Source organism: Collimonas sp. (assembly GCF_035566555.1).
GTDB lineage: Bacteria > Pseudomonadota > Gammaproteobacteria > Burkholderiales > Burkholderiaceae_D > Collimonas.
In genome coordinates, this window is sequence record NZ_DATMRB010000146.1 from 18,352 (window position 1) to 45,207 (window position 26,856).

24 protein-coding genes are annotated in these 26,856 nt (G+C 61.3%); 10 read left to right on the plus strand and 14 right to left on the minus strand.

Features of this window, described 5'->3' with window-relative positions:
* The first annotated feature begins 1 nt into the window (after position 1).
* From thiL to VNZ65_RS18340, 3 genes are all read left to right on the plus strand, one after another.
* Positions 2–997 carry a thiamine-phosphate kinase gene (thiL, locus tag VNZ65_RS18330; protein ID WP_325671544.1) on the plus strand — a complete coding sequence of 332 codons (996 nt, stop codon included), beginning with the start codon at positions 2–4 and terminating at the stop codon, positions 995–997.
* Positions 994–1,518: a phosphatidylglycerophosphatase A gene (locus VNZ65_RS18335; protein WP_325671546.1), complete on the plus strand. Its 525-nt coding sequence runs from the start codon at positions 994–996 to the stop codon at positions 1,516–1,518. The genes thiL and VNZ65_RS18335 overlap by 4 nt, the downstream gene beginning before the upstream one ends.
* Positions 1,519–1,618: 100 nt before the next feature.
* Positions 1,619–2,122 (plus strand): CinA family protein, encoded by a 504-nt coding sequence (locus VNZ65_RS18340; RefSeq protein WP_325671548.1) that lies wholly within the window; start codon positions 1,619–1,621, stop codon positions 2,120–2,122.
* Positions 2,123–2,164: 42 nt separating this feature from the next.
* On the opposite strand, the gene pyrF is transcribed toward VNZ65_RS18340, so the two are convergent.
* Entirely contained in the window at positions 2,165–2,992 is an 828-nt protein-coding gene (gene pyrF / locus VNZ65_RS18345) for an orotidine-5'-phosphate decarboxylase (RefSeq protein WP_325671550.1), read from the minus strand.
* Positions 2,993–3,165: 173 nt separating this feature from the next.
* Here pyrF and VNZ65_RS18350 point away from each other — a divergent pair, with 173 nt between their 5' ends.
* The 3 genes from VNZ65_RS18350 to VNZ65_RS18360 are packed head-to-tail and all read left to right on the plus strand — an operon-like array spanning position 3,166 to position 5,122.
* The gene (locus VNZ65_RS18350) at positions 3,166–3,765 is read left to right on the plus strand and encodes a LemA family protein (RefSeq protein ID WP_061943649.1); all 600 of its coding nucleotides are present in this window, start codon (positions 3,166–3,168) and stop codon (positions 3,763–3,765) included.
* Entirely contained in the window at positions 3,765–4,622 is an 858-nt protein-coding gene (locus VNZ65_RS18355) for a TPM domain-containing protein (RefSeq protein WP_325671552.1), read from the plus strand. Before VNZ65_RS18350 ends, VNZ65_RS18355 begins: the two co-directional genes overlap by 1 nt.
* Positions 4,622–5,122, plus strand: a complete 501-nt coding sequence (locus VNZ65_RS18360; RefSeq protein WP_325671554.1) for a TPM domain-containing protein — start codon at positions 4,622–4,624, stop codon at positions 5,120–5,122. The genes VNZ65_RS18355 and VNZ65_RS18360 overlap by 1 nt, the downstream gene beginning before the upstream one ends.
* A gap of 63 nt (positions 5,123–5,185) precedes the next feature.
* On the opposite strand, the gene dacB is transcribed toward VNZ65_RS18360, so the two are convergent.
* Together dacB and VNZ65_RS18370 are read right to left on the minus strand one after the other, a co-directional pair.
* Positions 5,186–6,604 (minus strand): D-alanyl-D-alanine carboxypeptidase/D-alanyl-D-alanine endopeptidase, encoded by a 1,419-nt coding sequence (gene dacB, locus VNZ65_RS18365; RefSeq protein WP_325671556.1) that lies wholly within the window; start codon positions 6,602–6,604, stop codon positions 5,186–5,188.
* Between the two features lie 173 nt (positions 6,605–6,777).
* Complete coding sequence (locus VNZ65_RS18370; protein WP_061943661.1) at positions 6,778–6,960, minus strand: hypothetical protein; 183 nt, start codon at positions 6,958–6,960, stop codon at positions 6,778–6,780.
* A gap of 651 nt (positions 6,961–7,611) precedes the next feature.
* Between VNZ65_RS18370 and mgtA the strand changes: the two genes are divergently transcribed.
* Positions 7,612–10,374, plus strand: coding sequence for a magnesium-translocating P-type ATPase (gene mgtA, locus VNZ65_RS18375; protein WP_325671560.1), 2,763 nt, complete (start codon positions 7,612–7,614; stop codon positions 10,372–10,374).
* A gap of 131 nt (positions 10,375–10,505) precedes the next feature.
* Here the strand turns inward: mgtA and VNZ65_RS18380 are convergent, their stop codons facing one another.
* The 4 genes from VNZ65_RS18380 to VNZ65_RS18395 all read right to left on the minus strand — a co-directional run bounded on the left by VNZ65_RS18380 (position 10,506) and on the right by VNZ65_RS18395 (position 13,729).
* On the minus strand, positions 10,506–11,156 hold the full coding sequence (locus tag VNZ65_RS18380; protein ID WP_325671562.1) for a DUF1345 domain-containing protein: 651 nt from the start codon (positions 11,154–11,156) through the stop codon (positions 10,506–10,508).
* An 88-nt stretch (positions 11,157–11,244) separates the two neighbouring features.
* The gene (locus VNZ65_RS18385; protein WP_325671564.1) at positions 11,245–12,444 is read right to left on the minus strand and encodes an MFS transporter; all 1,200 of its coding nucleotides are present in this window, start codon (positions 12,442–12,444) and stop codon (positions 11,245–11,247) included.
* A gap of 88 nt (positions 12,445–12,532) precedes the next feature.
* Complete coding sequence (gene cynS / locus VNZ65_RS18390; RefSeq protein WP_325671566.1) at positions 12,533–13,003, minus strand: cyanase; 471 nt, start codon at positions 13,001–13,003, stop codon at positions 12,533–12,535.
* Between the two features lie 63 nt (positions 13,004–13,066).
* Positions 13,067–13,729, minus strand: a complete 663-nt coding sequence (locus VNZ65_RS18395) for a carbonic anhydrase (protein WP_325671568.1) — start codon at positions 13,727–13,729, stop codon at positions 13,067–13,069.
* 113 nt (positions 13,730–13,842) lie between these two features.
* Here VNZ65_RS18395 and cynR point away from each other — a divergent pair, with 113 nt between their 5' ends.
* Positions 13,843–14,742 (plus strand): transcriptional regulator CynR, encoded by a 900-nt coding sequence (gene cynR, locus VNZ65_RS18400; RefSeq protein WP_325671569.1) that lies wholly within the window; start codon positions 13,843–13,845, stop codon positions 14,740–14,742.
* 76 nt (positions 14,743–14,818) lie between these two features.
* Here cynR and VNZ65_RS18405 read toward each other — a convergent pair whose 3' ends face one another.
* From VNZ65_RS18405 to VNZ65_RS18420, 4 genes are all read right to left on the minus strand, one after another.
* Positions 14,819–17,887 (minus strand): efflux RND transporter permease subunit, encoded by a 3,069-nt coding sequence (locus VNZ65_RS18405; RefSeq protein ID WP_325671571.1) that lies wholly within the window; start codon positions 17,885–17,887, stop codon positions 14,819–14,821.
* Positions 17,888–17,900: 13 nt separating this feature from the next.
* Positions 17,901–19,052, minus strand: a complete 1,152-nt coding sequence (locus VNZ65_RS18410) for an efflux RND transporter periplasmic adaptor subunit (RefSeq protein ID WP_325671573.1) — start codon at positions 19,050–19,052, stop codon at positions 17,901–17,903.
* A gap of 24 nt (positions 19,053–19,076) precedes the next feature.
* Positions 19,077–20,576: an efflux transporter outer membrane subunit gene (locus VNZ65_RS18415; protein WP_325671575.1), complete on the minus strand. Its 1,500-nt coding sequence runs from the start codon at positions 20,574–20,576 to the stop codon at positions 19,077–19,079.
* 305 nt (positions 20,577–20,881) lie between these two features.
* Positions 20,882–21,091 (minus strand): hypothetical protein, encoded by a 210-nt coding sequence (locus tag VNZ65_RS18420; protein WP_325671577.1) that lies wholly within the window; start codon positions 21,089–21,091, stop codon positions 20,882–20,884.
* Positions 21,092–21,100: 9 nt separating this feature from the next.
* Here VNZ65_RS18420 and VNZ65_RS18425 point away from each other — a divergent pair, with 9 nt between their 5' ends.
* Entirely contained in the window at positions 21,101–21,730 is a 630-nt protein-coding gene (locus tag VNZ65_RS18425) for a septal ring lytic transglycosylase RlpA family protein (protein WP_325671579.1), read from the plus strand.
* 48 nt (positions 21,731–21,778) lie between these two features.
* Here the strand turns inward: VNZ65_RS18425 and VNZ65_RS18430 are convergent, their stop codons facing one another.
* From VNZ65_RS18430 to VNZ65_RS18440, 3 genes are all read right to left on the minus strand, one after another.
* Positions 21,779–22,183: a VOC family protein gene (locus VNZ65_RS18430; protein WP_325671582.1), complete on the minus strand. Its 405-nt coding sequence runs from the start codon at positions 22,181–22,183 to the stop codon at positions 21,779–21,781.
* 237 nt (positions 22,184–22,420) lie between these two features.
* Positions 22,421–23,047: a TetR/AcrR family transcriptional regulator gene (locus VNZ65_RS18435; RefSeq protein ID WP_414649170.1), complete on the minus strand. Its 627-nt coding sequence runs from the start codon at positions 23,045–23,047 to the stop codon at positions 22,421–22,423.
* Between the two features lie 111 nt (positions 23,048–23,158).
* Positions 23,159–23,293: a hypothetical protein gene (locus VNZ65_RS18440; protein WP_325671586.1), complete on the minus strand. Its 135-nt coding sequence runs from the start codon at positions 23,291–23,293 to the stop codon at positions 23,159–23,161.
* A gap of 344 nt (positions 23,294–23,637) precedes the next feature.
* Here VNZ65_RS18440 and VNZ65_RS18445 point away from each other — a divergent pair, with 344 nt between their 5' ends.
* Positions 23,638–26,853, plus strand: coding sequence for a di-heme oxidoredictase family protein (locus VNZ65_RS18445; protein ID WP_325671588.1), 3,216 nt, complete (start codon positions 23,638–23,640; stop codon positions 26,851–26,853).
* Positions 26,854–26,856: the final 3 nt, after the last annotated feature.

Consider the following 26,856-nt stretch of genomic DNA (forward strand, 5'->3'; position numbering starts at 1 on the left):
CATGTTGTCCGAATTCGACCTGATCTCCCGCTACTTTACTCGCACCGCGCGCAGCAATATCGAGCATATTGCCCTTGGCGTCGGTGACGATTGTGCCTTGCTGACCCCTACGGCCGGCATGCAGCTGGCCATTTCCACCGACATGCTGGTGGAGGGGCGGCACTTTTTCCCGGATGCCGACGCTTTCTCGCTGGGCCACAAATGCCTGGCGGTCAATCTGTCCGACCTGGCGGCGATGGGCGCACGGCCGCTGGCGTTCACGCTGGCGCTGGCGCTACCTGCCGCCCGCGACGAATGGCTGGCGCCGTTCTCCAGCGGCTTGCTGGCGCTGGCCGACACCCATCATTGCGAACTGATCGGCGGCGACACCACCAAAGGCCCTCTGAATATCTGCATCACCGTGTTCGGCGAAACCCTGCCGGGCCAGGCCCTGCGCCGCGATGCCGCGCAAGCGGGTGACGATATCTGGGTCTCCGGCACGCTGGGCGATGCGCGGCTGGCGCTGGCGGTCTACCGCCAGGAACTATGCGACCAGCTGAATCCCGACCTGCAACCGGGCAGCGAGAATTTTCTGCTGGCGGCTGCCCGCATGCACCAGCCCAGCCCGCGCGTTGCGCTGGGACTGGCCTTGCGCGGAATTGCTCATGCCGCCATCGACATATCCGATGGCCTGATCGGCGATCTCGGCCATATCCTGAAGCGCTCCGGCGTCGGCGCCACGCTGGCGGTCGACAGCCTGCCGGCCGGCGCCATACTGAACCAGCAGCAGCAAACGATCCGGCGCCATTTCACCCTGGCCGGCGGCGACGACTACGAACTGTGCTTTACCGCCACCGCCAGCCAGCGCGACGCCGTACTGGCCGCGGCCCAGGCCAGCGCTACCGCGGTGACGCGCATCGGCACCATCGATGCCGCCCCTGGTCTGCGCCTGCAAGACGCCAGCCTGGCGCCGCTCAACCTGCAACTTAGCTCTTTCGATCACTTTCAAACTACATGACAACAGCGGACCAAGACCCTTCTCAGCAACCGATCCGGCCTGGCCCGCGTTTCATGCTGTCGCATCCCGCCCATTTCATCGCCCAAGGTTTCGGCAGCGGCCTGTCGCCCATCATGCCGGGCACCTTCGGCACCCTGTTTGCCTGGCTCTCGTATGTGGTGATGACCACGCGCTGGCCGGAAATCTTCACGCCGCTTAACTGGCTGGTGATTATTGCTGCCGGTTTCGTGGTCGGCGTCTGGACCTGCCAGACCACCGGCCGTCATCTGCATGCGCCGGACCATGGCAGCATGGTGTGGGACGAGATCATCGCGTTCTGGCTGGTGCTGGTGCTGGTCACTCCGGCCAGCCTGTCGGCCCAGTTCGGCGCCTTCGTCGTGTTCCGCTTTTTCGACATGGTGAAGCCACCGCCGATCGCTTATTTCGACCGTCATTTCAAGGGCGGCTTCGGCGTCATGTGGGATGACATTGTGGCAGCGTTCTATACCCTGCTGCTGCTGGCGCTGTGGCGTCTGATTTAACGCCTGGTTCAAATGGGCGGCATGCCAGGGACGGATTGCATCTGCCTGCAACAAGTGGCAGTATGTGACTACCTACCAGGCAGATTACAGGAGTTGCACCATGACCACCGCACTCGCAGACAACACCGAACAAATCACTGATCTGGCAGCGCAAGCCGGCCGCGCCCTGCAAGCCAAGGGCTGGTTCCTGTCGACAGCGGAATCCTGCACCGGCGGCGGCGTGTCGCAGGCGATCACGGAAATCGCCGGTTCTTCGGAATGGTTTGATTGCGGCTTCGTGACCTACTCGAATGCCTCCAAGACGGAATTGCTGGATATCCCGGAAGCCGAGATTGCCCAGCACGGCACGGTGAGCGAGGAAATCGCCGCCGCCATGGCTGAAGGCGCGCTGGCCAACAGCAATGCCGACGTCACGCTCTCCACCACCGGCATCGCCGGCCCCGGCGGCGCGGTCCCGGGCAAGCCGGTCGGCACGGTCTGCTTCGGCTGGTCAATCAGCCATCACACCCACACCGAACGGCTGGTGTTTGCGGGCGACCGCCGCGCAGTGCGGGAGCAGACTGTGATCCACGCGCTGCAGGGCTTGCTGCGCTTCCTGAAGTAATTCCGCAGAAGTAATCCCGCTGATGCGCCTCAGGCGCAAGCCTCAGACGCGATGCAGATTGATAGCGTCGCGGGTTTCCAGGGCGACGCGCTTTGCCGCCTGCGCGAAATCTTCGCCGGCTGCCAAATCCGGCTTGGCGTACAGGATGGCGCGCGATGAATTGATCATCATGCCCATGCCGTTGGCCGTCTTGCCTGCATTCACTGTCGCCTGGATATCGCCGCCCTGGGCGCCGACACCCGGCACCAGCAAGGGCATGTCGCCGATGATGCTGCGCACTTGCGCCAGTTCCTGCGGGAAGGTCGCGCCCACTACCAGGCCGCACTGACCGTTGGTGTTCCACTTCTCAGCCACCAGTCGGGCCACGTGCTGGTACAGCGGCACGCCGTCCACCGTCAGGAACTGCAGGTCGGAGCCGCCGGCGTTGGAGGTGCGGCACAGCACGATGGCGCCGCGGTCTTTCCATTCCAGGTAAGGCGCGACCGAATCGAAGCCCATGTAGGGGCTGACAGTCACCGCATCGGCGCCATAGCGTTCGAAGGCTTCGCGCGCATATTGCTCCGCGGTAGCGCCGATGTCGCCGCGCTTGGCGTCCATCACGATCGGAATGTTCGGGTGGTTTTCACGCAGGTAGGCGCAGATCGCTTCCAGCTGGTCTTCGGCGCGCATGGCCGAAAAATAGGCGATTTGCGGCTTGAAAGCGCAGGCGGTAGCGGCGGTAGCGTCTATAATTTCCTTACAGAAAGTGTAGATCGCGTCCGGCTGCTGCTGCAGGTGGGCGGGAAATTTGGCAATATCGGGGTCCAGGCCTACGCACAGCAAGGAATTGTTGGTGCGCCAGGCGGCGGAGAGTTTTTCTATAAAAGTCACAATCAGGCCTCAATAATGCGAACCCCACATTGTAAATCCAAACACCCCGGAATTCACTGGCAAACAGGCCGATATGCTGTCAATTTGCAGCCTTTCTCCGCTATTTAACACTTGAGCGGCCGGCCATAGTTTGCTAACGTGCATTACATTGTTTCTTTTATCAGGGGTATTCCATGAAAACTTTCTTCAAATGGCTGGCCATTGCCGCCTTCGCTTCTGTTCTCAGCGCTTGCGGCTACAACGATTTCCAGACCAAGGATGAGGCCGTGAAAGCCGCCTGGGGCGAAGTCGTCAACCAGTACCAAGGCCGCGCCGACCTGGTGCCGAAGATTGCCCAGATCGTGAAAGCCTACGCCACCCATGAAGAAGCCACCTTTGAAGCCGTGACCAAGGCGCGTTCGGCGGCGACCAGCTTCCAGATCACGCCGGAAGTGCTGAACGATCCGGCCGCCTTCGAGAAATTCCAGCAGGTGCAGGGCCAGCTGTCGTCGGCCTTGTCGCGCCTGATGGCGGTGTCGGAGAATTACCCGCAGCTGAAGGCTGACGGCCTGTACCGCGATGCGCAATCGCAGCTGGAAGGCATCGAGAACCGCATCAAGGTGGCGCGCAACCGCTACATCGTCGCCGTGCAAGACTACAACGTGCTGGCGCGCAGCTTCCCGACCAACCTGACGGCCATGGCGATGAGCTACAAGGTCAAGCCATCCTTCACCGTGGATAATGAAAAAGCGATCTCGACTTCGCCTGACGTCGATTTCGGCGGCAAAAAATAATGTCGCGTAGCGTATTCCGCGCGTCGGCTGCCTGGCTGACGCTGCTGGGCTTGCTGGCGCTGCTGGCCTTGCCCGCCACTGCGCAAACCATGGCGACGCAGGTGCCGGTGCCGCCTTTGCAGTCGCATGTCACCGACCTGGTCGGCATGCTGCAGCCGGAGCAGCGCGCCACGCTCGACAATACCCTGAGCGAATACGAAAGCCGCACCGGCAGCCAGATCGCCATCCTGCTGCTCAGCAAGACCGAGCCGGAAGGCATAGAAGATTATGCGGTGCGTGTCGCCGATGCCTGGAAACTGGGCCGCAAGGGTATCGACGATGGCGTCATCCTGCTGGTGGCCAAAGACAATCCCAAGGCCTTGCGGCGCATGATGATACTCACCGGGCGCGGCGTCCAGGGCACCTTGACCGACGCCCAGTCCAAGCGCGTGCTGCAGGAAATCATCGCGCCGTATTTTTCCAAGGGTGATTTCTACGGCGGCCTGACGGCGGGCATTTCCGCCATCATGCCGCTGCTGGACCAGGAAAACTTTGCGCCGCCCAGCCGTAAGCCGGTACAGGCGCAAGAACCCTCCTCCGACCTGCTGGGCGCCCTGGCGCCGCTGCTGTTCTTCGGCTTCATCATCCTGATCACCATCATTTCCCGCTCCCGCGGCGGCAGCGCCGGTTCCGGCCGCGCGCTCAACAGCAATGTCTGGGGCAATGCCGCCGGCGTCATCATCGGCAGCATCCTGAGCCAGGGTGGACGCGGCGGCGGTGGCGGCTTTGGGGGTGGTGGCGGTTTCGGTGGCGGCGGCGGTGGTTTTTCCGGCGGCGGTGGCGGCTTTGACGGCGGCGGCGCCTCGGGAGACTGGTAATGGCTACTCTACAACGACTCTGGCGTCACCTGACGACCACCCAACGCAACGCGCGGCGCGCCTTTCCGGCCGCCACGCTGAAAGCCATCCAGCACAAGATCGCCGAAGGCGAAGTCACGCACCGGGCGGAAGTCAAAATGATCGTCGAAGGCTCGCTCAGCCTGCCGGCCGTGCTCAACGGCGTAACTTCCCGCAATCGCGCGCATGAACTGTTCGCCCACTACCGCATCTGGGACACCGAAGAAAACGTCGGCGTCCTGCTGTACGTGAACCTGGCCGATCATAAGGTTGAAATCGTCGTCGACCGCGCAGTAGGCCGCGCCATCAAGAGCGCCGAATGGCAAGCCGTGTGCAAGACCATGACCAAGGAGTTCGCCAGCGGCGCCTTCCATGACAGCACCCTGGCGGCGCTGGAGCAGATGAACGGCTACCTGAGCCAGCACTTCCCGGACCAGGGCCGCAAGAAGAACGAACTGTCGGACAAACCGCTGGTCCTGTAATCTCCGCAATCAATTAAATCGACTCTGACCCCAATTAAAAATGGGGTCAGAGTCGATTTATTTTCAGCCATTCTCATATACCCACTGCAACAAGCCGTCTTGCGCTGCCTGTCCGCGGGGGGCGTTGGGGTGGTTGATCAGGCACACCACGGCGTAGTATTTGCCGGATGCGGCGAGGACGTAGCCGGCGATGGCGCGGACGTCGTTCAGGGTGCCGGTCTTGACGTGGGCCTGGCCGGCGACGCTCTGGTCTTTCAGGCGCTTGCGCATGGTGCCGTCGTAACCGACCAGCGGCATCGACGAGACGAATTCGGGCATGGTCGGCGACTGGAAGGCGGAGGCCATCATGCGGCCCATGGTCTTGGCGGAGATCTTTTCGTTGCGCGACAGGCCGGAGCCGTTTTCGATCACCAGGCCGCTGGCGTCTATGCCTTTGCCGGCGAGCCAGCTCTGGATGGCGCGGGCGCCGCGCTCAGGAGTGGCCGGCAGTTTCAGGATATCGGCGGCGATGGTCAGCAAAACCTGGCGCGCCATGACATTGTTGCTGTACTTGTTGATGTCGCGTATCACTTCCGGCAAGGTGACCGAACTCCATTCGGCGACCAGGCGGGCATCGGGCGGCGTAACGCCATCCTTGACGCTGCCGCTGAAGCTGCCGCCGAGATCGCTCCACATCTGCCGGAACACCGCGCCGAAGTATTGCGTGGAGCTCATCTTGTAGGGGTTCACATACCAGGTCTTTTCACCGCAGGAAGCCGGCAAGGCGCCGTTGAAACTGGCGCCATCGATGTCGACCGCGGCTTGCAGCTTGCCCTGCCAGTCATCGCAGCTGCCCAGCCCCAGGCGCGGCGGCCTGACCGGATAGCCGCTCATGGGCGGATCAAGGACCACGCTGACCTGGCGCTTGTCGGCATCGGGCACGAACTGGAAGGTTAGCGTCTTGTAGTTCAGCAGCAAGGCGTCCGGGCCGACGTTGTACGGTTTCATCGGATCGCCGTCGAATTCGGCGGGATCGTAGGCGTTTTGGTCGAAAGCGCTGCGGTCCAGCACGATATTGCCGCGGATGTCACGGATCCCCTTGGCGCGGATCTGGCGCAGGAACAGCCAGAAATTTTCCAGCACCAGCTTGGGGTCGCCATTGCCTTTGAAAATCAGATCGCCCTGCAAGACATTGCCGACCTGGCTGCCGGCGGCGTAAGCCTGGGTTTTCCAGCGATAGGTCGGCCCCAGCAGCTCCAGCGCAGCGTCGGTGGTGACCAGTTTCATGGTCGAGGCCGGATTGAAGGGCATGGCGGCATTCGACGACGCCAGCACCTGGCCCGTGCCATCGACTTCCTGCACGTACACGCCAACGCTCTGGAGCGGAATGCCCGCCGCTTGCAAGGCCTTGCTAAACGAAGCGGGAACCGATTCTTGGGCCTGGACGCTGACCGACAGGAAAGAGGATGACAGCAGGAGACTGAGCGCGAGGATTTTTTTCAAATGGGCACCGGCGAAAAAAGATAGGTTGCGCTGGATTATCCCACGCACTCGGCCGATGCAAAGTCAGATGTTGTGACAAATTGGAAAATAAGGAGACGCGCAGCCCGCAGAAAATATCAGGCCGCCGCGGGACGCCAGCCTCCCGCACACTGCAAACGCACACCGCCTCGCTGTTATAGCAGCGCTGGTATGGCTTCCAGGATAATCAGCGCCAGTATGGCGCCGCAAACAGCGCCGACGGCGCGCAGGCTGCCGCGCGCAAGCCGCGACGCAACCGGGACTTCACCACACAAGATCAACCCGGCGAACGCCATCGGAACAAAAAACAGCAGGTTGTCCATAATTACCTTGATCATGATGGTCTCCTTGGTTTACTTGTAATTTCAGTATAGGTTTGGCATGCCCGAAAGCAAGGAGGAATCAAACAATGACGACAACAAAAATGCTCAAAAAGACAATAAAAATCCAATAAAAAACACTTCTGCTGTCCTGCACAATTTTCTTGACCGCCATCAACTGCGCGGCTACTATCCACCAGTCTAAATTTTATGGAGCCCCTTTAATGGGCACTTGTTCGAGTGACAGTTGCTGCCAGACCCGTTCTGGCATCGCCTCGGCAAGATAACGCAGGATTCCCCTGCCGTCATCTCGCCAACGGCGGATGATGGTATCCCGGTGCACGGAAGATATTTCCGGCATGCAGTGTTCCACCACCTCTTCTTGTTATGCAAAGCTGCGCCGCCGGGCTGTACCGGCTGCATGCTTGGCTGATCCCGTTTTTCGCGTCCGCGGCGGGTCATCGAATGTAGCGCCCGTCTCCGGGCTCTTGATTGTCATCAAGATGTCACCGATCGAATTTACAGTCTGTGCCGCGCCGAACGTTTTTGCCTTTTGTAAAGAACTTGTCATCCAGATGGATAGCAAGTCGTTAACATCAGGTCAAGGACGCCAGCCAGCCCCTCTGATCGACGACAGCCGACCGCACTGCATGAAAAAAGAAGAATTCCATGAATCTGAATATTCTCAAAGACACCTTCGTTAGCTTTGTCCGCACGCACGGCATGGATCGCCATTTCCGCCGGCTGGCTCCCGACATGTTCCGCAGTACCCCGGTCAACAAGGAAGTGCCGCCGTCGCTGGCGCAGACTTTGTCGAGCGCTGCCAACATCGAGATCAGCGAGCTGTTCCAAAGACTGCATAGCCGCGCCGACGGCTTGACCGACGCTGAAGCGGACGAAATCCGTATCAGCGCCGGACCGAACGAAGTCGAACACGAAAAACCGATCTCGAAATGGGCGCATTTGTGGCAATGCTACAAGAATCCCTTCAATCTGCTGTTGACGGTGCTGGCCGGGGTTTCGTACCTGACTGAAGACATGAAGGCCACCATCGTGATCGGTTCGATGGTGCTGTTGTCGACATTGCTGCGCTTTGTCCAGGAATCGCGCTCCAATACGGCGGCCGACAAGCTCAAGGCAATGGTCAGCAATACCGCCACCGTGCTGCGCCACGACCTCGCCGAAGACATTGCGGCAGAAGCCTTGCGCTACTTCGACGTCACCCTGCACCCCAAGGGCGCGCGCCGCATCGAACTGCCAATCAAGAAACTGGTGCCGGGAGATATCGTCCAGCTGTCCGCCGGCGACATGATTCCTGCCGATCTGCGCCTGCTGACCGCCAAGGACTTGTTCATCAGTCAGGCGGCCATGACCGGCGAATCGCTGCCGGTTGAAAAATTCCTGACCCATCGCGGCGAGGTTACCGGCAATCCGCTGGAACTGGACAATCTGTGCTTCATGGGCACCAACGTAGTCAGTGGTTCAGCCACAGCAATTGTCGTCACTACCGGCAACCAGACCTACTTCGGCGCCCTGGCCGAACGCGTCACCGCCACCGACCGTACGCCGACCGCTTTCCAGTCCGGCGTCAACAAGGTCAGCTGGCTGCTGATCCGCTTCATGATGGTGATGACACCGGTGGTGTTCTTCCTGAACGGCCTGACCAAGGGCGACTGGCTGGAAGCTTTCCTGTTTGCGATGTCGATCGCGGTCGGCCTGACGCCGGAAATGCTGCCGATGATCGTCACCTCGACCCTGGCCAAGGGCGCGGTCGCGCTGTCGCGCAAGAAGGTGATCGTCAAGCGCCTGGACGCGATCCAGAACTTCGGCGCCATGGACGTGCTGTGCACCGACAAGACCGGCACCCTGACCCAGGACAAGATTTTCCTGGAGCGCCATACCGACATCCTCGGCGAGCAGGACGACCTGGTGCTGGAATATGCCTACCTCAACAGCCACTACCAGACCGGCCTCAAGAATCTGCTGGACGTCGCCGTGCTGGAACACGCTGAATTGCAGCGCGAAATGGCGCTGGCCTCGGCCTACCGCAAGGTCGACGAAATCCCGTTCGATTTCCAGCGCCGCCGCATGTCGGTGGTGGTCAGCGAACGCGACGACCATCATGAATTGATCTGTAAGGGCGCGGTCGAAGAAATTGTCTCGGTCTGTACCCACGCGCGCCACAACGGCGAAGTGGTGCCGTTCACCAAGGAGCTGCTGCAGGAAATCTACGATACTACCTCCAGCCTCAACGCCGAGGGCCTGCGCGTGGTGGCGGTGGCCGCCAAGGACCTGCCGCCGACCAAGGAAGTGTACGGCGTGGCCGACGAATCCGACCTGGTGCTGATCGGTTATATCGCCTTCCTCGATCCGCCGAAAGAATCGACCAAGCCGGCCCTGGACGCCCTCAAGGCGCACGGCGTCACCGTCAAGATCCTGACCGGCGACAATGAGCTGGTGACCGCCAAGATCTGCCGCCAGGTCGGCCTCGCCGTGGACGGCATGCTGCTCGGCAATCAGGTAGAAAAAATGAGCGATGCCGAATTGTCGGTCGCGGTCGAAACCACCACCGTATTCGCCAAGCTCAGCCCGACCCACAAGGAACGCATCGTCCGCGTCCTGCACGACAAAGGCCACGTAGTCGGCTTCATGGGCGACGGCATCAACGATGCGCCGGCCCTGCGCGCCGCCGACATCGGCATTTCGGTCGACACCGCAGTCGACATCGCCAAGGAAGCCGCTGACATCATCCTGCTGGAAAAGAGCTTGATGGTGCTGGAAGAAGGCGTGCTGGAAGGCCGCAAGACCTTCGCCAACATGCTGAAGTACATCAAGATGACAGCCAGCTCCAACTTCGGCAATGTCTTCTCGGTACTTCTGGCCAGCGCCTTCCTGCCTTTCCTGCCGATGCTGCCGCTGCAGCTGCTGGTACAGAATCTGCTGTACGACATCTCGCAGATCGCGATCCCGTTCGACAACGTCGACAAGGAGTTCCTGGAGAAACCGCAGCGCTGGAATGCCGGTGAAATCGGCCGTTTCATGATCTACTTCGGCCCGATCAGCTCAATCTTCGATATCAGCACGTTTGCCTTGATGTGGTACATCTTCGGCGCCAACACCCCGGAACATCAGACCTTGTTCCACACCGGCTGGTTTGTCGAAGGACTGCTGTCGCAAACCTTGATCGTGCACATGATCCGGACCCGCAAGATTCCATTCTTCCAGAGCCGCGCGTCCTGGTCGCTGATGAGCATGACCATCATCATCATGCTGGTCGGGATCCTGCTGCCGATGTCGCCAATGGCCGATTACTTCAAGCTGCAGGCGCTGCCGCTGGCCTACTTCCCGTGGCTGGTGCTTATCCTGGTTGCCTATGCCGTGCTGACGCAGGCCATGAAGGGCTGGTACGCAAGGCGCTACGGCTGGCAGTAACAGGCCGCTGCCCCGCAGGGCGGAGATGGAAACAGCCATCTTTGCCCCCGCAAAACAAAAAGCCAATCGCAGAAACGATTGGCTTTTTTTTCCGCTGCAGCAAGCGGCGCTGCCGGCCTTGCTGCCGTACGCTAGCCTACCAGACCTGCCGCGATATTGATCGACAGACCGAGAATCGCCGAATTGAACAGGAAGGTAAGCACCGATTGAAACAGCACGATCTTGCGCATGGAACGCGTCATGACGCTGACATCCGAGGTCTGCACCGCAACCGCCATGGTGAATGAGAAATACAGGAAATCCCAGTAGTTCGGATTCTTTTCCTCGTCGGGAAAACGCAGCGGCGGCGTTGCTTCATCGGCGGCGTAAAACAGGCGCGCGTAGTGCAAGGTAAAGATGGTGCCGACCAGGAACCAGGAGCCTAGCACCGTCATGCCGGTAAACAGATAGCGGATCTCTTTCGGCCCCGGCAGGAAATCCTTGGCCTGGGTCAGGCCGAACACCACCGCGGCGATGCTGGAAACCGCGGCGACGCAAATCAGGATCAGGATCATCGTATCGTTCTCATCCTCGATCGCCGCTCTTTTCTTGACCAGCTCGCAACTGGCGCGGGCCATCATCCACCACAGCATCAGCAGATAGCCCCAGACCCCTGCATTCCAGCCGATCAAGGCACGGGTAATGGCCGAACTTTGCGGCGCCAGCGCCCATACGATCAAGCCCAGCACGATGGCGATGATCAGGCGCGGGTGGCTACGAAAAATCAGATTATTGAACCCCATGATGCTGCTTTCCTTTATTCGGCCTGTAAATAGAGGCACTTTACCAGAGCCGGCTGAGGCGCGGTATTGCCGCCCCTCCCGGTTCAGATCAGCCGGCGCCAGCCGCCGCAGTCGCGCTGCGGCGCTCGCTGGCTTGCCAGATGGCCAGGCCAAGAGCGCTGAGCAAGGCTCCGCTTGCCGCTACCGCCGGCCAGCCGCCGCGTCCATAGAGGAAAGTGGAAAGCATGGACCCGGCTGCGCCTCCCAGAAAATAGCAGGTCATGTAGCCCGAGGTCAGGCGGTTCCTTGCCGCGCCATGCAGATGGCTGATCACGCTCAGGTTGGTGACGTGTACTGCTTGCGCCACCAGATCCAGCAGCAGCACGCCGAACACCAGCGCAGCCAGCGAATGTTCCGAAAACGCCAGCGGCAGCCAGGACAGCAGTAACAGCGCCAGCCCGATGCTGGTGGCAAGCCCGGCCTTGCCGCGATCGGCCAGACGCCCGACCTGCGAAGCCGCCAGCGCACCGGCGGCGCCAACCAGTCCGAACAAGCCGATGGTGCCGTCGTCGTAGTGGTAGGGCGCGGCCGACAGCAGGAAAGAAATAGAGGTCCACAAGATGCTGAATACGGCAAAGACGATCGCGCCAAGCAAGGCGCGCATGCGCAATACCGGCTCGTCAACCAACAGACGCAGCACCGACATCAGCAGGCGCGGATATGGCAGGCCCGCCGGCTGGTGATAGCGCGGCAAGGCGCGCGCCAGAGCCAGCGCGGTGATGCACATCATGGCGGCGCCGAACCAGTACACGGTCTGCCAGCCGCCGATGGCCGACAGGTATCCCGCCACCGTACGCGCCAGCAGAATGCCTAGCAATAAACCCGTCATGACATGGCCGACCACTTTGCCGCGCTCTTCCGGCGCCGCCAGGGTGGCGGAAAACGGCAGCAGGATTTGCGCCACCACGGAAAACATCCCGGTCAGCGCCGTCCCCAGCAATACCAGCGCAAGATTGGACGCCAGCGCCGTCAGCACCATGCCGGCGGCAGACAACAAGGCCATGAAGACGATCAGCTTCTTGCGTTCGAACATATCGCCCAGGGGAACCAGCAGCAGCAAACCCAGCGCATAGCTGAGCTGGGCCACCGTCACCACCGAGCCGGCTGCGCCGTTGCTGACGCCGAACTGTCCGGCAATCGTATGCAGCAGCGGCTGCGCGTAATAATTGCTGGCTACTGCAACGCCGGTCGCCATCGCCATCAATGCCACTAGGCCGGAACTGAGCCTGGATGATGTTCCTGTTTCCATCGCCAACTACCTTTCGGCAAGATTCGTAAAAAAGCATGCGTAACTGCAGCCCGGGTTGAGGCAACCCAGGCTGTAACGTCCAGCAGTGTTAGTAAGGCTTGTTCGGCAGGAACTTGCCGTCGAGCGTAATCACCGCGCGCGAACCGCCGTCCGGATCTTCCACCCGCTTCAGGTCCAGCTTGAAGTTGATGGCGCTGATGATGCCGTCGCCCAGTTCTTCGTGCACCAGCATCTTCAAGGTGGTGCCGTAGATTTGCAGCATTTCGTAAAAGCGGTAGATGGTCGGGTCGGTAGGAATGCCGCCCGGGATGCTGCCGCGCAGAGGGATCATTTGCAGCTCTGCCGCCGCTTCCGGCTCGAAGCCGAGATGACGGCACACCACTTCCGCCGCATGCTTCGGCAAGGCGTGTTGCCCCAGCAGCGCTGCCGTGACATAGGCCACGCTCAGGCCTGTGCCTTCGGCCAGCTGTTTCCAGGACAGGTCTTTCAGCGCCTTGGCGGCGATGACGCGGGAAGTGAGGGCGACGCGGTTATCTTGATAGACGTTTGCTTGTTGCATGATGTTTCCTTTTCAGTGAGGGTTCAGTGAGAGCACGGGTGAAGAACTGACTATGGTTAAATCTTAAGCAGCCACGGCGCTGCGCTTGGCCTGCGTAGCAACGGTTTGCGGAAATTCGGCGAGCGAGACGAACTGATTGCTTTCGCCATCCAGCGCCACAATCGAGCCGGATTCAATGTCGTATACCCAGCCGTGCAGGTTCAGGGTGCCCTGCTCCAGCGCCAGCGCCACGGAAGGATGGGTCTTGATGTTGACCAGCTGGGCGATGACGTTTTCACGCACCATCGAACTCAGCCGTGCGGCAGGCGAGGCATGGGTGCGCGCCGCGTTCACTACCTTGGCCGAATCGGCATGGCGCAACCAGCCCGCCACCGCCGGCAAGTGATCCAGGCATTTGCAGCTGGAGATGGCTGTCATGGCGCCGCAATCGGAATGGCCGCAGACTACGATGTCGCTCACGCCCAGCACCGCGACCGCGTATTCGACCGTGGCGGTGACGCCGCCCGGCGCCGAGCTATAGGACGGGACGATATTGCCGGCATTGCGGATCACGAAGATATCGCCAGGATCCTGCTGGGTCAGCAGTTCCGGCACGACGCGGCTGTCGGAACAGGTGATGAACAATGCGCTCGGGCTTTGGGTAGTGGCCAGCTCCTTGAACAGGCCGGACAGGCCCGGGAAGGTGTGTTTCTGGAATTTCAAGACCCCATCGACGATGGACTTCATGGCGCTTCTCCTTGTAAGTGTTGAAGTAATGGAGCCATGATGAAGCCATCCAACTATTAGGTCCAAGACCGATATACAATCGCCATCATAAGAATCACCTATAGTTGCCAAAAATGCTACTACGTCATATCCGCTACCTGCTCGCTGTGGTCGAACAGGGCAATTTCACCAGGGCTGCCGAGACCCTATATGTTTCGCAGCCTACCTTGTCGCAGCAGATCCGGCAGTTGGAAGAGACACTAGGTGCGCAGCTGCTGGACCGCAGCGGCAGGGTGGTGCGCGCCACCGATGCCGGCGACGCTTATATCGCTTACGCGCGCCGGGCGCTGCGCGAGCTGGAGGCCGGCCAGCGCGCCATTCATGACGTGCGCGACCTGACCCGCGGCACCCTGCGGCTGGCCATGACGCCGAGCCTGACTTCCTATCTGGCCGGACCGCTGATCGCGCGCTTCAACGCCAGCTATCCCGGCATCACGCTGCAAGTGATTGAAAAGACCCTGGATGCGATTGAAACGGCGCTGGCCGCGGACCAGGTCGACCTTGGGCTGGCCTTCAGCCAGGTGCGCTCTGCGGAGATCAGCAGCCAGCCGCTGTTCGACGAAAAGCTGTGCGCCGTGGTCGGACTGGGGCATCCGCTGGCGCAGCGCCCTGCTGCCACCGGTGCGGCGGCGCTGGCCGCCAGCGAGCTTGGCCGGCAATCGCTGGCGCTGCTCAGCAGCGACTTCGCTACCCGCACCTTTGTCGACGCCTACCTGCAGCAACAGGACATTGCCCCCAGGATCGCGGTGGAAGCCAACACCATCAGTGCAATCGTGGAAATCGTCCGCCGCGGCGGCCTCGTCACCATCCTGCCGGAGGCGATTGCGCGCGAACATCCCGGGCTGCAGGAAATCCAGCTGGCCCCTGCCCTGCCGCATCGTACGGTTTCGCTATTGCGGCGCAAGGATGGTTATCAAAGCGCCGCGGCCAGGGCTTTCGCCGAACTCGCAGGCAACCTGGCTGCCGCTGAATAAAACCCGCAGGCAAGGCAAACGCCAGGGACAATAAAAAAACGCCCTTGCGGGCGTTTTTTTCTACATCAGATTGCGATCAGGTTTCGGTAATGTGCAACTTGCTGGCCACCATGTGCGCCACGCTTTCGCCTGGTTTGCGGCGGAACTTGCTGCTGGTCCACACCAGCAGATCGTCGACATAGGTGAACACCACCGGAATCACCAGCAGGCTGAGGAAGGTCGAAGTCACCAGGCCACCGATGACGGCAATCGCCATCGGTCCGCGGAAGCTGGAATCGGCGCCCACTCCGAGAGCAATCGGCAGCATGCCGGCGCCCATGGCGATGGTGGTCATGATGATCGGCTGGGCCCGTTTATGGCAGGCATCCATCAGCGCCTCGAAACGGCTCATGCCATGATCGCGGCGCGCCACGATGGCGTATTCCACCAGCAGGATAGAGTTCTTGACCGCAATCCCCATCAGCATCAGCAAACCGATCAGCGACGGCATCGAGAACGAATTATGCGTGATCAGCAAGGCCGCAAAGGCGCCACCGATGGACAAGGGCAAGGCCGCCAGGATGGTCACCGGCTGCAGGAAGCCCTTGAACAGCAGCACCAGCACCATGTACACGCACAGCACGCCGGTCAGCATCGCCAGCGCAAAGCCGGAGAACAGCTCCTTCATGATTTCGGCGTCGCCCAGTTCGCCGCGCTTGACGTTAGGCGGCAGATTCCTCACGTTCGGCAGCGCATTGATCTTATCCATCACTTCACCGATTTCATGGCCGTTCAGCTCGACGTGGATAATCACGCGGCGGTTGCGGTCGATGCGGTCGATCCGCGCCGGGCCGCTGTCGAAGCGGATGTCCGCCACCGAACTCAAAGGCACGTTGCCGCTCTTGCCCTGCACCGATAACCGTTCCAGCACGCTGAGGTCATGCCGCGCATCTTCCGGCAAGCGCACCCGGATCGGGATCTGCCGCTCCGGCAGGTTCAGCTTGGCGACCAGCTGGTCGTAATCGCCCGAAGTAGCAATACGCAAGGTTTCACCGATCGCCGAAGACGTCACGCCAAGGTCGGCAGCTTTGGCAAAGTTCGGCGTGACGATGATTTCCGGCCGCACCAGGCTGATGCTGGAAGTAATGTTGCCGAGGTCTGGAATCGTGCGGATTTCCCGTTCGATGGCGCGCGTCACCGAACTCAGCGCCGCCGGATCGTCGCCCGACAGCAGCAGCTGAATTTCTTCGCCATTGCCGCCACCGCCCACGGTAAACCGCAGCCCCGGCAACTGCGTCAGCAGCTTGCGCAATTCGCTGTCCACCTCGGTCTGCTTTTCCTTGCGCTCAGGCGGGTCCTTGAGCAATACCGTCAAGGTCGAACGGCGTGCCTCGTCGCCGCCGATGGCGCTATAGACCTGAGCCACATTCTTGTTGGTCATCAGCAAGCGGCGTGCCTGTTCCGAGCTGGCGCGGGTTTCTTCCAGGATGCTGCCAGGCGGCAGTTCCAGCGTGACCTGGGTCTGGCCACGGTCGCTAGGCGGAATGAAACCGGTCGGCAGGAACGGGATCATGGCCAGCGACAAGATGAAGAACAGTGCCGCCATGCCCATGGTCTTGACCCGGTGCGCCATGCACCAGGAAACCACCGCCAGGTACTTCGCCATCAGGCGGCCTTCCTTTTTCTCATGCACGATAGGCTTGAGCAGATAGGCTGCCATCATCGGCGTCAGCAAGCGCGCCACGATCAGCGAGGTGGTCACCGCGATCGCCGCGGTCCAGCCGAACTGCTTGAAGAATCTGCCGACGATGCCGCTCATGAACGCGGTCGGCAAAAATACCGCCACCAGTGTAAACGTCGTCGCCACCACCGCCAGGCCGATTTCATCGGCAGCTTCCAGCGCTGCCTGGTATGGCGTCTTGCCCATGCGCAGGTGGCGCACGATGTTTTCGATTTCCACGATCGCATCGTCCACCAGGATCCCGATCACCAGCGCCAGCGACAGCAAGGTCACACCGTTGAGCGAAAAGCCGAGGAACTTCATCGCCATGAACGTCGGGATGATCGACAGCGGCAGCGCCGCGGCAGCCACCAGGGTGGCGCGCCAGTCGCGCAGGAAGAACCAGACCACCAGCACTGCCAGGATCGCACCTTCATACAGCAAGGACATCGAACCTTCGTAGTTTTCCTGGACCACGTCGACGTTGTTGAAGGCTTCCTCGATCTTGACGTGGCTCGCTTTCTTGCTCAGCTCGGCGACCGCTTTCTTGACCGCTTTGGAGACGGTGATTTCACTGGCGCCCTTGCTGCGCGTGATTTCGAAACCGACCACCGGCTTGCCGTCCAGCAGCGTCAGCGCAGTGCGCTCGCCGATGCCGTCGGTCACCTTGGCGACCTGGTCCAGGCGGATCACATGGCCATCCGGCAAAGCCATCTGCAAGGCGGCGACTTCCGCCACATTGCCGACCGTGCCGATGGTGCGCACCGACTGCCGCGCACCGCTGATGTCAGCCTTGCCGCCCGGCGCTTCCTGCTGCACGCGCTGCAGCTGGCGCGAGATCTGCGCCGCCGACACATTCAGGGCAGCCATCCGCTCCGGATCCAGCTCCACCAGGACTTCGCGATTGACGCCGCCGACGCGGGCGATCTTGCCGACGCCAGCCACCGACAGCAAGGCCTTGGACACGTCGTTGTCGACGAACCAGGACAAGGATTCTTCATCCAGCTGGTCGGACTTGACGGTGTAGGTGATGATGGGCTGGCCCGAGGTGTTCGCTTTGCCGTAGACCGGATCGCGCACATCGGTAGGCAAATCGCTGCGTATGCGGTTGACCGCATCGCGCACATCATCCATCGCTTCCGAAATATCCTTTTCCAGGCGGAACTCGACGGTGGTATTCACCACGCCGTCGTTGATCATGGTGTAGATATGGCGGACATCGGTGACGGTCGCGACCGAATTTTCAATCTTGCGCGCCACTTCAGTTTCCAGCTGCGAGGGCGAAGCGCCTGGCAGGCTGGTGGAAATCGAAATGAAGGGAAAGTCGATATCGGGCTGATCCTGCACCAGCATGTCCTTGAAACTCATCAGGCCCATGATGGTGAGCAGGATGAACAGCAGGATGGCCGGAACCGGATGCTTGATCGAGAGAGCGGAAAAATTCATGGCCGGTCCTCGCTTATTTCATTGCCAACGGTGCAGCCGGTTTCGATTCCGGCGCGACCCGCACGGTATCGCCGTCGGCCAGGAAGCCTGCGCCCTTTTCCACCAGCGTCATCGCCATCGTGACGCCATTCGGGCCCTCGGCAACCTCGATGCGGTCGCCAACCCGCCGCCCCAGCGTGACCTTGGTCTGGATCACCTTGTCATCATTGCCCAGTTGGTAGACATAGCTATAGCCGTCGCGCATCACCACCGCGCTCTGCGGCAAGGTCAGCGCCGCAGCGCGGCCCAGCGCAAACTGGCCGGTGCCGAACATGCCGGCCTGGGCGCTGCCCGGCGCCGGCAGGTCGACATAGACCAGGCCGTTGCGCGTGAGCGGATCGACGGTCGGCGCAATCATGCGCACCTTGCCGTCGACCATGACGCCATTGGTGACCCTGAGCTTGACGGCCTGGCCGACCTTGATCTGCAACAGATCGGTGGCATTCACCTCACCGCGCCATTCGAGGCGGTTCTGGCGGATCAGCTTGAACAGCTCCTGTCCTTGCGAGGCCACCGAACCGACGGTTGCGGTACGCGAAGAAATCACGCCGTCGTCGGGCGCCAGCACCTGGGTCTGGCGCAAGCGGATCTGCTGCATCTCCAGGCTGGCCTGGGCCGACTGCAAGCGCGCCTTGGCGCTGCGCTGGGCGACTTCATACTGGGTCGTCTGCTGGCCGCTCAAGGCGCCGCTGTTGACCAGCGTGCGCGCCCGTTCGGCATTGGCGTCCGCCTCCGACAGCGCCGCCTTGGCCTCTTCCACCGCTGCTTTTTGCTGCGCTACTTGCGCCTCGACGCTGTCATTGCTGAAACGCGCCAGCACCTGGCCGCGCTTGACGATATCGCCGACGTTGACCCTGACCTCGGCCAGCTGCAAGCCGCCCAGTTCGCTGCCGACCACGGCTTCCTGCCAGGCAGCGATGCTGCCGTTGGCCGACAAGGTCAGCGGCCAGTCGGCGCTCTGCGCCTTGGTGGTGGTGACCGTCAGGGAGGCTTTAGGCTTGCTCGCTTCCTTCTCGGCTGCTTTGCCGCTATTGCTGCTCTTCCCTGTCATGGCCCAGACCGCGGCCGAGCCGCAGACCACGACCAGCACTGCAATGACTACCAGTTTCAAAGATGGCTTTTTCATGACTGTCTTCTTTGCTTATCTATATTAAGAACGATCGGAGTTTGGCGCAGCATTTGGCAATCCGGCGGGCGTAGCCGGCAAGGCCGCCTGTTCCGTCTGGTTGCGCCAGCCGCCGCCCAAAGCCTTGTACAGGGCAATCCAGGCGGTCACGTGATCGTGCTGGACGCTGATCTGGGTCGTTTGCGCAGCCAGGAAGGTGCGCCGTGCATCTTCCAGTTCAAACAGGCTGCCGCTGCCGGCCTTGAATTTGTCGTCGTTGGCGTGGAAGTAGCTCTCGTACTCCTTCGCCGCCAGCGCTGCGTCGTCGACGCGCCGCGCCGCCGCATCCAGGCGCACCAGGGCTTCTTCGATTTCGCGCGCGGCACTCCGCACCTGCAACTGATAGCCGGCATACGCCTCGTCATAACGCCCCTGCGCCAGGTCCACCTGGGCCTTGCGCAAGCCGGCATCGAACAGCGGCAGCTTGAGCGACGGACCGAACGACCAGGTGTCGGAGCGCGAGCTGCTGCCGTCGAAACGGAAACCGCCTATGCCGATGCTGCCCAGCAGTGAAATGCTGGGGTAGCGATTGGCCTGGGCGACGTTGATTTCGGCGCTGGCAGCGGCCAGTTCGCGTTCAGCGACCGCAATGTCCGGCCGCTGCGACAAGGCCTGCGCCGGCACGCTCTCGACCACGAAACCGCGCGGCGTCGGCAGGCGTTCGTTGGCAGCAAGCTTGCCGCGCAGGAGCGGCTCGGGAATGTCTGTCAGCGCCACCAGGGCTTTGACGTCGAGATCGCACTCGGTACGCTGCACCACCAGTTTTTGCCGGGCGTCCGCGGTCGAGCCGTTGATCAGGGCGCCATCGGCCGGCGCGGTGAAGCCGGCCTTGACCTTGAGTGCGGTGAGCTGGGCAGTCTGTTCGCGCGACGTCAGGTCTTGCGCCAGCATCGCTGCAGTGGCTACGCAAGCACGGTAATCCACCAGGGTGCTGCCGACTTCCGCTGCCAGCGACACCTTGGCGCCATACCAGTCTGCATTGCGGGCAAATACGCGCGCATTGGCGGCTTCAGCGGTCTTGCGCTTGCCGCCGAACAGGTCAAGTTCCCAGCTGGCGTCGAAAGTCGCGCTGCTGCTGGTCGAGACGATGGTCGGGCTGCCAAAGCCGCCGGTCGCACCGGAGAGGGATTTGCTGCGCGTGCTGCTGGCATCGGCGGCCACCGAAGGATAGAGCGCGCTGCCGGCGGAACCCGCCGTGGCGCGCGCCTGTTTGATACGCGCCAGCGCCTGCGCCACGCTAGGATTGCTGGCCTCGGCGGTGGCGATCAGTTCGGCCACCAGCGGATCGTCGAATTGCGACCACCAGCGTGTCAGGTCGGTGGCGCCGGCCTCGGCTCCCGCCGGCTTCGGCAAAGCGCCTTGAAATTGCGGCAGTACTGCTTGCGATGATGTCGTTGGCGAGGGTACCTGATAGGTAGGCCCAACCACGCAACCGGCGATCACGGACAGCAGGGGTACGCTGCCGAGCATCTTTAATAAACGCATCCTTTTTCCCTTACCTAGTTTTTTGCGGGGCTCCCAAATGCGGGATGTTCAATTTTTTATGCGGTTTTCGTACTGCCTGATTTACTGCCTGACTATATATAGCGAGATCTTTGATTGCTCTGTACAACTCTCCAATGTACAGGGTGTGGCGACACTGTAAAGAGGAAAATTGCTACTGAGTATGCGATTGCGACAAGCTGCAGATTTGATAGGATAAATCGACTAAAACGCGGGATGGAACGCAATCGTGCCGGGATTTATCAAATATGCATCTTTGTTGTGGGAAAAATAATATACTGAGCGGCTTAATCACGCCAATCAAATTTCCGACCGGCAATAATAGCTTGCTTCCAGCCGGTTTTGCTGAATACTCTATATAGATTCGTCCAGGATTTGCCGCCATGCGGCCGGCAGGCGCAGCGCAGGCGCCGCCGCAGGAAATTTGTTTGATTTTGCAACACAGGTGGCCAAGATTGCCGCCAGAAATGTAGACTCGGCCAGATGATGATTTTCAAGCCAGGGCCATGACGCCTCGACACCCGTACCGCATGTTCTTGCCGCTCCTGCGAGTGAGCGCTTGCGCCTGCATGCTGTGGCTGCCAGCGGCCCGGGCAGCCGACGCGCTTGCCGACGCAGCGCCTGTCCACGCGGATGCTGCCGCCGGAGATGGCGCGGCGACCGCCGCCACGCAGCAAGCAATGGTCACGGCGCCGGCTGGCGAGTGTCCGGCTCCCACCGATGACCACGCGCTAGCGGATAGTGATGCGCCGACAAAACCGGTCCAGCGCGGCACGGCTTCCTGGTATGGCGGCAAGCTGCATGGCCGCAAGTCGGCCAGCGGCGAGCGTTTCAATATGCACGCCATGACCGCTGCCCACCCAAGCCTGCCTTTGCATAGCTGGGTGCTGGTGCGTAACGTCGGCAATGGCAAGATGGCGATATTGAAAGTCAACGACCGCGGCCCCTTCCACAGCAAACGCATACTGGATGTCTCCTACAGCGCGGCGAAACAGCTGGGCTTCGCCGGCAAAGGCACGGCCCGCGTCGAAGTGCGGCCCTTGTCCTCTAGCGAAATGCCGCTGGCGAAGGCGCAGGTGGCGCGCGGCATCGCGCCGGCGGCTGATATCGGTGACTGCAGCGCAAGCGAAGAATAAGTACCTGGCGCTAGCCGACAAAGTCCAGCTAGGCAAAGCGCCACGGCGCTATGCAAACAGCTTTTGCCATTGATCCTGCTGCTGCATGTCGGCACGGGTATTCACTTCAAGCAGGACGCCGCCCGGCGTACGGCAAAAGAAGCGCGATCCGCGCGCGTTGTTGAAGACCTCCGTTTCCATATGAACGCCATCTTCCAGGAACTCCTTATATAGAGCATGAACCTGATCCAGGCTGTCGAGCTCTATGCCGAAGTGAAAATTTTTGGGCCACGCCGGCTGCTCCTCCGCGACATGGTCGAGGACAATGTCAAAGTCGTGCCGCTTGAGCAGGCAGCTGTCGCCGGCGGCGACGATTTCGCAACCGAGGTATTTCTCAAAAAATGCAGCCGTCTCTGCCACATTGGTGGTGGGAAAGCTCAAATGATTCAGCTTTGCTTGGGTATGAATATGCATGATGGCTCTCGCAAAAAGGTTGGAATATGTCATAGAGGAAGCAGTCACCGATCCATGCAGCTGCGCTGATCGTTTGACTCTCCACAAGGTCCATTTTGCGAGCAATTGCTCGATTTTAAAACTCGCATTGCCTCCCGCGCCTGTCTGTAGCGCGCCGCCACAGAAGTGGCGCGGGCTTTGCGCGCCGTGCGCAGCCACGGCCCGTGCAATTGCTCACATTTGCGGAGTCGCCCGGGGCTATCCGGGCCGGCGCTCCACGATCCCCAGGTATCCGAACAGGGCACGGCTGACACGGCCTTCCAGCGCCGCGCGATCCACTTCGCCGCGGTATCCCGCCGCATCCACCATGGCGCGCACGATGGCGATGATGTCGTCGGCCGCTATGTCGATGTCCGGCTGCGGCGGAATATCCTCATGGGCCAGAAGCTGCCGGATCAATTCACTCATGGCGACAATGAACGGCGCCAGTTCCCTGGCAATCGGCGGGCGGCTTTCCTCGGCATCGAGCAGCCGCGCAAGCGTCGGCCGGCGCAGCTGCTGATGGACGGAAGCGGCAATCAGATGCTGCAATCCCCGCTGCCCGTCCGGTTCGCTCAGCGCCCCTTCAGCCTCCGCGAAAAACACGGCGCGCTCACGCTGGCACAGGGCCACGATAAGCGCATCCTTGCCGGGGAAGTATTGATACAGGGAGCCGATGCTGACGCCCGCGCGCTGCGCGACGATATTGGTATTCAGTCCCTCGATTCCCTTGCTTTCCAGGATGCGGGCCGCCGCCTCCAGGATCGCAGCAACGGTTTGTCCGGCGCGCGATTGCTGGGGAATCTTGCGCGGCTTTAATGATTGGCGTTTTTTGGTCGTCACGATGCCACCTGGCATAAGCGAGTAATGACTCATATTCTACCGGCTATCGGACGATGTATCGAGCCCGCCCGCCATCATCGCGCAGTGGCTGAAATGCGCACGTCTAAAGCCATGTCAGCGCTGCAGATCCGCTAAACAAATCAAAGAAACCCTAAACAAATCAAGCGCTTGCTTGCCGCACACACCAATCCCGGCGACAAAAAATGTCAGTACCTGACAAATGAGCAGCAATAAATCTTTTACTGCCATTAAATGTCAAGAAAACACCCGTAATATTGCTGGTACAACACTTGCTCTTACGCAATACATGCACTGCGAACGCGCTGAGTCCACCACGGATCAATTCACGCGAACCTCGGCTTGAGGAATGCAGTATTTGACCGGCGCCATGCACGGCGCACGCGTCAGCAAGTGAAAACTATCTGATCAGTAAACACCATGGACTCGGGCAAGTCCGCGCACAGGCTTCGCATGGTTACCTGCCCGCTGTTCTGAAGCCGCATCTGCAAGCAAGTCCTGAAAAGTTTTGACGGTTGATCAAACTGCTCATTTTTTTGATTAGAACGCACTAACAAAAAAGCAAAGGAAACATCATGAATAAACTGCCATACAGGCGTCGACTAAAACGGGAATCTGCACGCGCTCTTTCCGCGCAAGGGTTAGTCCTGGCCTTGAGCTTGTTGCTTGCCGCCTGCGGCGGCGGCAGCGACGATCCCGCCGCCCAGAATGCTGCGGCCAAGAGCGCCCAGTCTCTGGCCGCCGCCAGCGCCGCGGCGGAAGTGGTGCTGACGCCGGTGAGCGCCAGCGCCAGTTCGGCGGAGCGCGGCGACCTCTCTGCCGCCGCAGCCATCGACCACAATGAGAGCACGCGCTGGGGCAGCGGATTTTCCGACGCGGAGTACCTGACGCTGGATTTCGGCACATCCCAGGTCATCAATCGCGTACACATCGATTGGGAGAATGCCCACGCTCTCCAATACCTGCTGCAGGTTTCCAACGACAATACAAACTGGACCACAATCAAGACCGTGGACAATAGCCAGGGTGGCGCCGAGGACTGGACCGGGCTTTCCGGCCAGGGCCGCTATCTGCGCATGCAGGGCGTCAAACGGTCGACGCAGTACGGCTATTCCATCTTCGAGATCCAGGCCTTCTCCGGCAGTCCGGTGGTAGCGCCCGTGCCCGATCCCGTACCGGTGCCGGTCGACACCAGCAAGCCGGGCGTTGCCATCAAGCCGGTAGCGGCGACTTCCTCGGCGCTGGAAAATCCCGGCTTGTCAGCCGCCATGGCGATCGACGGCAAAATGACGACGCGCTGGTCGAGCGCCTCCGAAGACGGCGCCTGGATTCAATTCGACTTTGGCGCCAAGACGCAGATCGGCTACATGAAACTGCTTTGGGAAAACTCCTACGGCAAGCAATACGCACTGCGGGTGTCGAACGACGGCCAGACCTGGTCGCAACTACGCTACGTCAGCAATGGCCAGGGCGGCACCGAAGAATTCTTCAATCTCGGCGTCAATGCCCGCTACATCCGCTTGCAAGGTATCGCCCGGGCCACGCAATATGGCTACTCGCTGTTCGAGGTCGAATTCAAGACGCCGGGCAGCGACAACACGCTGCCAAGCAGTACTACCTCGGCGCTGAAATTCCCCGCCAGCGGCAACGGCATGATGCCATTGCCGACCTCCGCCGAACCGCTGGAAACGCTGCAGTTCACGCTGCCGGACGGCACGCTGGTGACCCGTTTCGGCGCGCGCGGCCTGGCCCGTCACGGCCGCGAGCGCGGCGAGGAATGGAACGAGGTCGGCTATGGTCCCAACGAGACGGTCGACCCGGTCACCGGCTTGCCGGTGGATAAGGGGCCGGGCAATTACCTGACCTTCGTGCCGCAATACTTCAAGAACCGCACCTGGGGTTTCGAGGTCATCGACAATAGCCGCGTCGCGGGCGTGACCAAGCCGACGCTGAAGGTCAACGAGTACTTCCAGCAAGCCCAGCTGCCCGGCGGCGTGGCCTGGTTCCGCGCCTTCGACCGGCCTGGCGTCACCGGCTACGGCTGGATGAATCCCGGCGAACTGGTCGACCGCACTCTCACCATCTGCCCTTCCGTACCGTACCCGCCGAACGGCAAGCTGGCCAGCGCCAACCTGCTCAACAACGGCTGCAGCCTGACTGTGACCGGCTACCCCGGGCACGGCGCCCTTGGCGCCGACGGTTTCCCCAACGGTCAAAACGTTCCCGGACGGCCGCTGGTGGTTGGCGATGTCATCGAAGTCTCGCCGTCGTTCTTCTCCACCAAGGACGCCATGCTCGCCAAAGGCGACGATGGCGGCATCCGCTACTATTCGTCCGAATGGATCTACGTGGTGGGCACGGGCCTCCGGCCCTGGTATGGCGTGCAGCCGCGCCTGAACTCGGTGCCGCTGCCGGCAGAGACTTTGTCGGGCGGCGTCGGCTCGGTGTCTTACAACTATTCAAACAATGGATTGTTCATGTTCCAGCAGCCGCAGAACAATGTCGGCATGCAGAACATGCAGCGCTTCGTCGAAGGCCGGCGGCTGGTGCATACCAACTTCACCACCGGTGACCACAACGAGCCGGGCAATGACCGCTACGCGCCGGCTGTCGGCTTGCAGGGGCAGCGCTTTAACCAGTCCGCCTGTATCGCCTGCCACGTCAACAATGGCCGCAGCATTGCGCCAGGCGCATTGAACCAGCGGCTGGACAGCATGTCGGTGCGGGTGGCGATGACCGATGCCAGCGGCCAGCAGCTGCCGCATCCGCAATACGGCACCGCAGTGCAGATGAATGGCGCATCGGCGAGCGGAACCTCGCAGAACTGGGGCAACAGCGTCAGCGTCGGCGGCTTCGAGAGCCGTTCGGTGAAGCTGGCCGACGGCAGCGCAGTCGAATTGCGCAAGCCGACACTGGCCTTCGAGGGACCGGTGCCGGACGCCTTCTCGCTACGCGCCGCCCAGCCCATGATCGGCACCGGCTTGCTGGAAGCCGTACCGGAAGCGGACATCCTGGCGCGCGCTCGGGCGACGCCGGATGAGGATGGCGTCAAGGGCCTGCCTAATTTCGTCTTCGATCCTGAGACGGGCGCGGTGCGCCTGGGCCGTTTCGGCTGGAAGGCGTCCAAGGCGACGCTGCGCCAGCAGGCCGCTTCCGCGCTGCTGCTGGACATGGCCGTGACCTCGCCGGTCTACCCCAACCTTGCCTGCAACACCGATCCGGCCGGCTGTGCCTCCGCCGGCGTGCAGAAGGGCATCGCGGAATCCGACCTGCAAGCGATCTCCCACTATCTTTCGCTGGTGGGCGTGCCGGCCCAGCGCAGTCTTGCCAGCGGCTTCCCCAAGGGCGTCGCGCCATTGGACGAACACCGCGTCGATCCGGCGCAGGTCAGCAGCGGCGCCAAGGTCTTCCAGGGAATACGCTGCACCGCCTGCCACGCAGTAGAAATGAAGACCGGGCCAGGCCATCTGTTTGCCGAGCTGCGCAACCAGACCATCCACCCTTACACCGACTTGCTGCTGCATGACATGGGCGCCGACCTTGCCGACAAATTTGTCGAAGGCCAGGCCAAAGGCAGCATGTGGCGTACCGCGCCTTTGTGGGGTATCGGCTACACCGACAAGGTGATGGGCAACAGCGCCAAAGTCGGTTATCTGCATGACGGCCGCGCCCGCAATCTCACCGAGGCCATCCTCTGGCATGGCGGCGAGGCAGACCGCACCCGCCAGCGCTTCCAGGCCCTGTCCGCGACCGACCGCGAAGCTTTGCTGGCGTTCCTCAGGTCTCTGTAGTTT

Excerpts from the sequence above, each read along its gene's own strand:
- thiL (WP_325671544.1), top strand. The coding sequence starts at position 2 with ATGTTGTCCGAATTCGACCTGATCTCCCGCTACTTTACTCGCACCGCG.
- VNZ65_RS18335 (WP_325671546.1), top strand. The coding sequence starts at position 994 with ATGACAACAGCGGACCAAGACCCTTCTCAGCAACCGATCCGGCCTGGC.
- VNZ65_RS18340 (WP_325671548.1), top strand. The coding sequence starts at position 1,619 with ATGACCACCGCACTCGCAGACAACACCGAACAAATCACTGATCTGGCA.
- VNZ65_RS18350 (WP_061943649.1), top strand. The coding sequence starts at position 3,166 with ATGAAAACTTTCTTCAAATGGCTGGCCATTGCCGCCTTCGCTTCTGTT.
- VNZ65_RS18355 (WP_325671552.1), top strand. The coding sequence starts at position 3,765 with ATGTCGCGTAGCGTATTCCGCGCGTCGGCTGCCTGGCTGACGCTGCTG.
- VNZ65_RS18360 (WP_325671554.1), top strand. The coding sequence starts at position 4,622 with ATGGCTACTCTACAACGACTCTGGCGTCACCTGACGACCACCCAACGC.
- VNZ65_RS18370 (WP_061943661.1), bottom strand. The coding sequence starts at position 6,960 with ATGATCAAGGTAATTATGGACAACCTGCTGTTTTTTGTTCCGATGGCG.
- mgtA (WP_325671560.1), top strand. The coding sequence starts at position 7,612 with ATGAATCTGAATATTCTCAAAGACACCTTCGTTAGCTTTGTCCGCACG.
- VNZ65_RS18380 (WP_325671562.1), bottom strand. The coding sequence starts at position 11,156 with ATGGGGTTCAATAATCTGATTTTTCGTAGCCACCCGCGCCTGATCATC.
- VNZ65_RS18385 (WP_325671564.1), bottom strand. The coding sequence starts at position 12,444 with ATGGAAACAGGAACATCATCCAGGCTCAGTTCCGGCCTAGTGGCATTG.
- cynS (WP_325671566.1), bottom strand. The coding sequence starts at position 13,003 with ATGCAACAAGCAAACGTCTATCAAGATAACCGCGTCGCCCTCACTTCC.
- VNZ65_RS18395 (WP_325671568.1), bottom strand. The coding sequence starts at position 13,729 with ATGAAGTCCATCGTCGATGGGGTCTTGAAATTCCAGAAACACACCTTC.
- cynR (WP_325671569.1), top strand. The coding sequence starts at position 13,843 with ATGCTACTACGTCATATCCGCTACCTGCTCGCTGTGGTCGAACAGGGC.
- VNZ65_RS18405 (WP_325671571.1), bottom strand. The coding sequence starts at position 17,887 with ATGAATTTTTCCGCTCTCTCGATCAAGCATCCGGTTCCGGCCATCCTG.
- VNZ65_RS18410 (WP_325671573.1), bottom strand. The coding sequence starts at position 19,052 with ATGAAAAAGCCATCTTTGAAACTGGTAGTCATTGCAGTGCTGGTCGTG.
- VNZ65_RS18415 (WP_325671575.1), bottom strand. The coding sequence starts at position 20,576 with ATGCGTTTATTAAAGATGCTCGGCAGCGTACCCCTGCTGTCCGTGATC.
- VNZ65_RS18425 (WP_325671579.1), top strand. The coding sequence starts at position 21,101 with ATGACGCCTCGACACCCGTACCGCATGTTCTTGCCGCTCCTGCGAGTG.
- VNZ65_RS18430 (WP_325671582.1), bottom strand. The coding sequence starts at position 22,183 with ATGCATATTCATACCCAAGCAAAGCTGAATCATTTGAGCTTTCCCACC.
- VNZ65_RS18440 (WP_325671586.1), bottom strand. The coding sequence starts at position 23,293 with ATGGCAGTAAAAGATTTATTGCTGCTCATTTGTCAGGTACTGACATTT.
- VNZ65_RS18445 (WP_325671588.1), top strand. The coding sequence starts at position 23,638 with ATGAATAAACTGCCATACAGGCGTCGACTAAAACGGGAATCTGCACGC.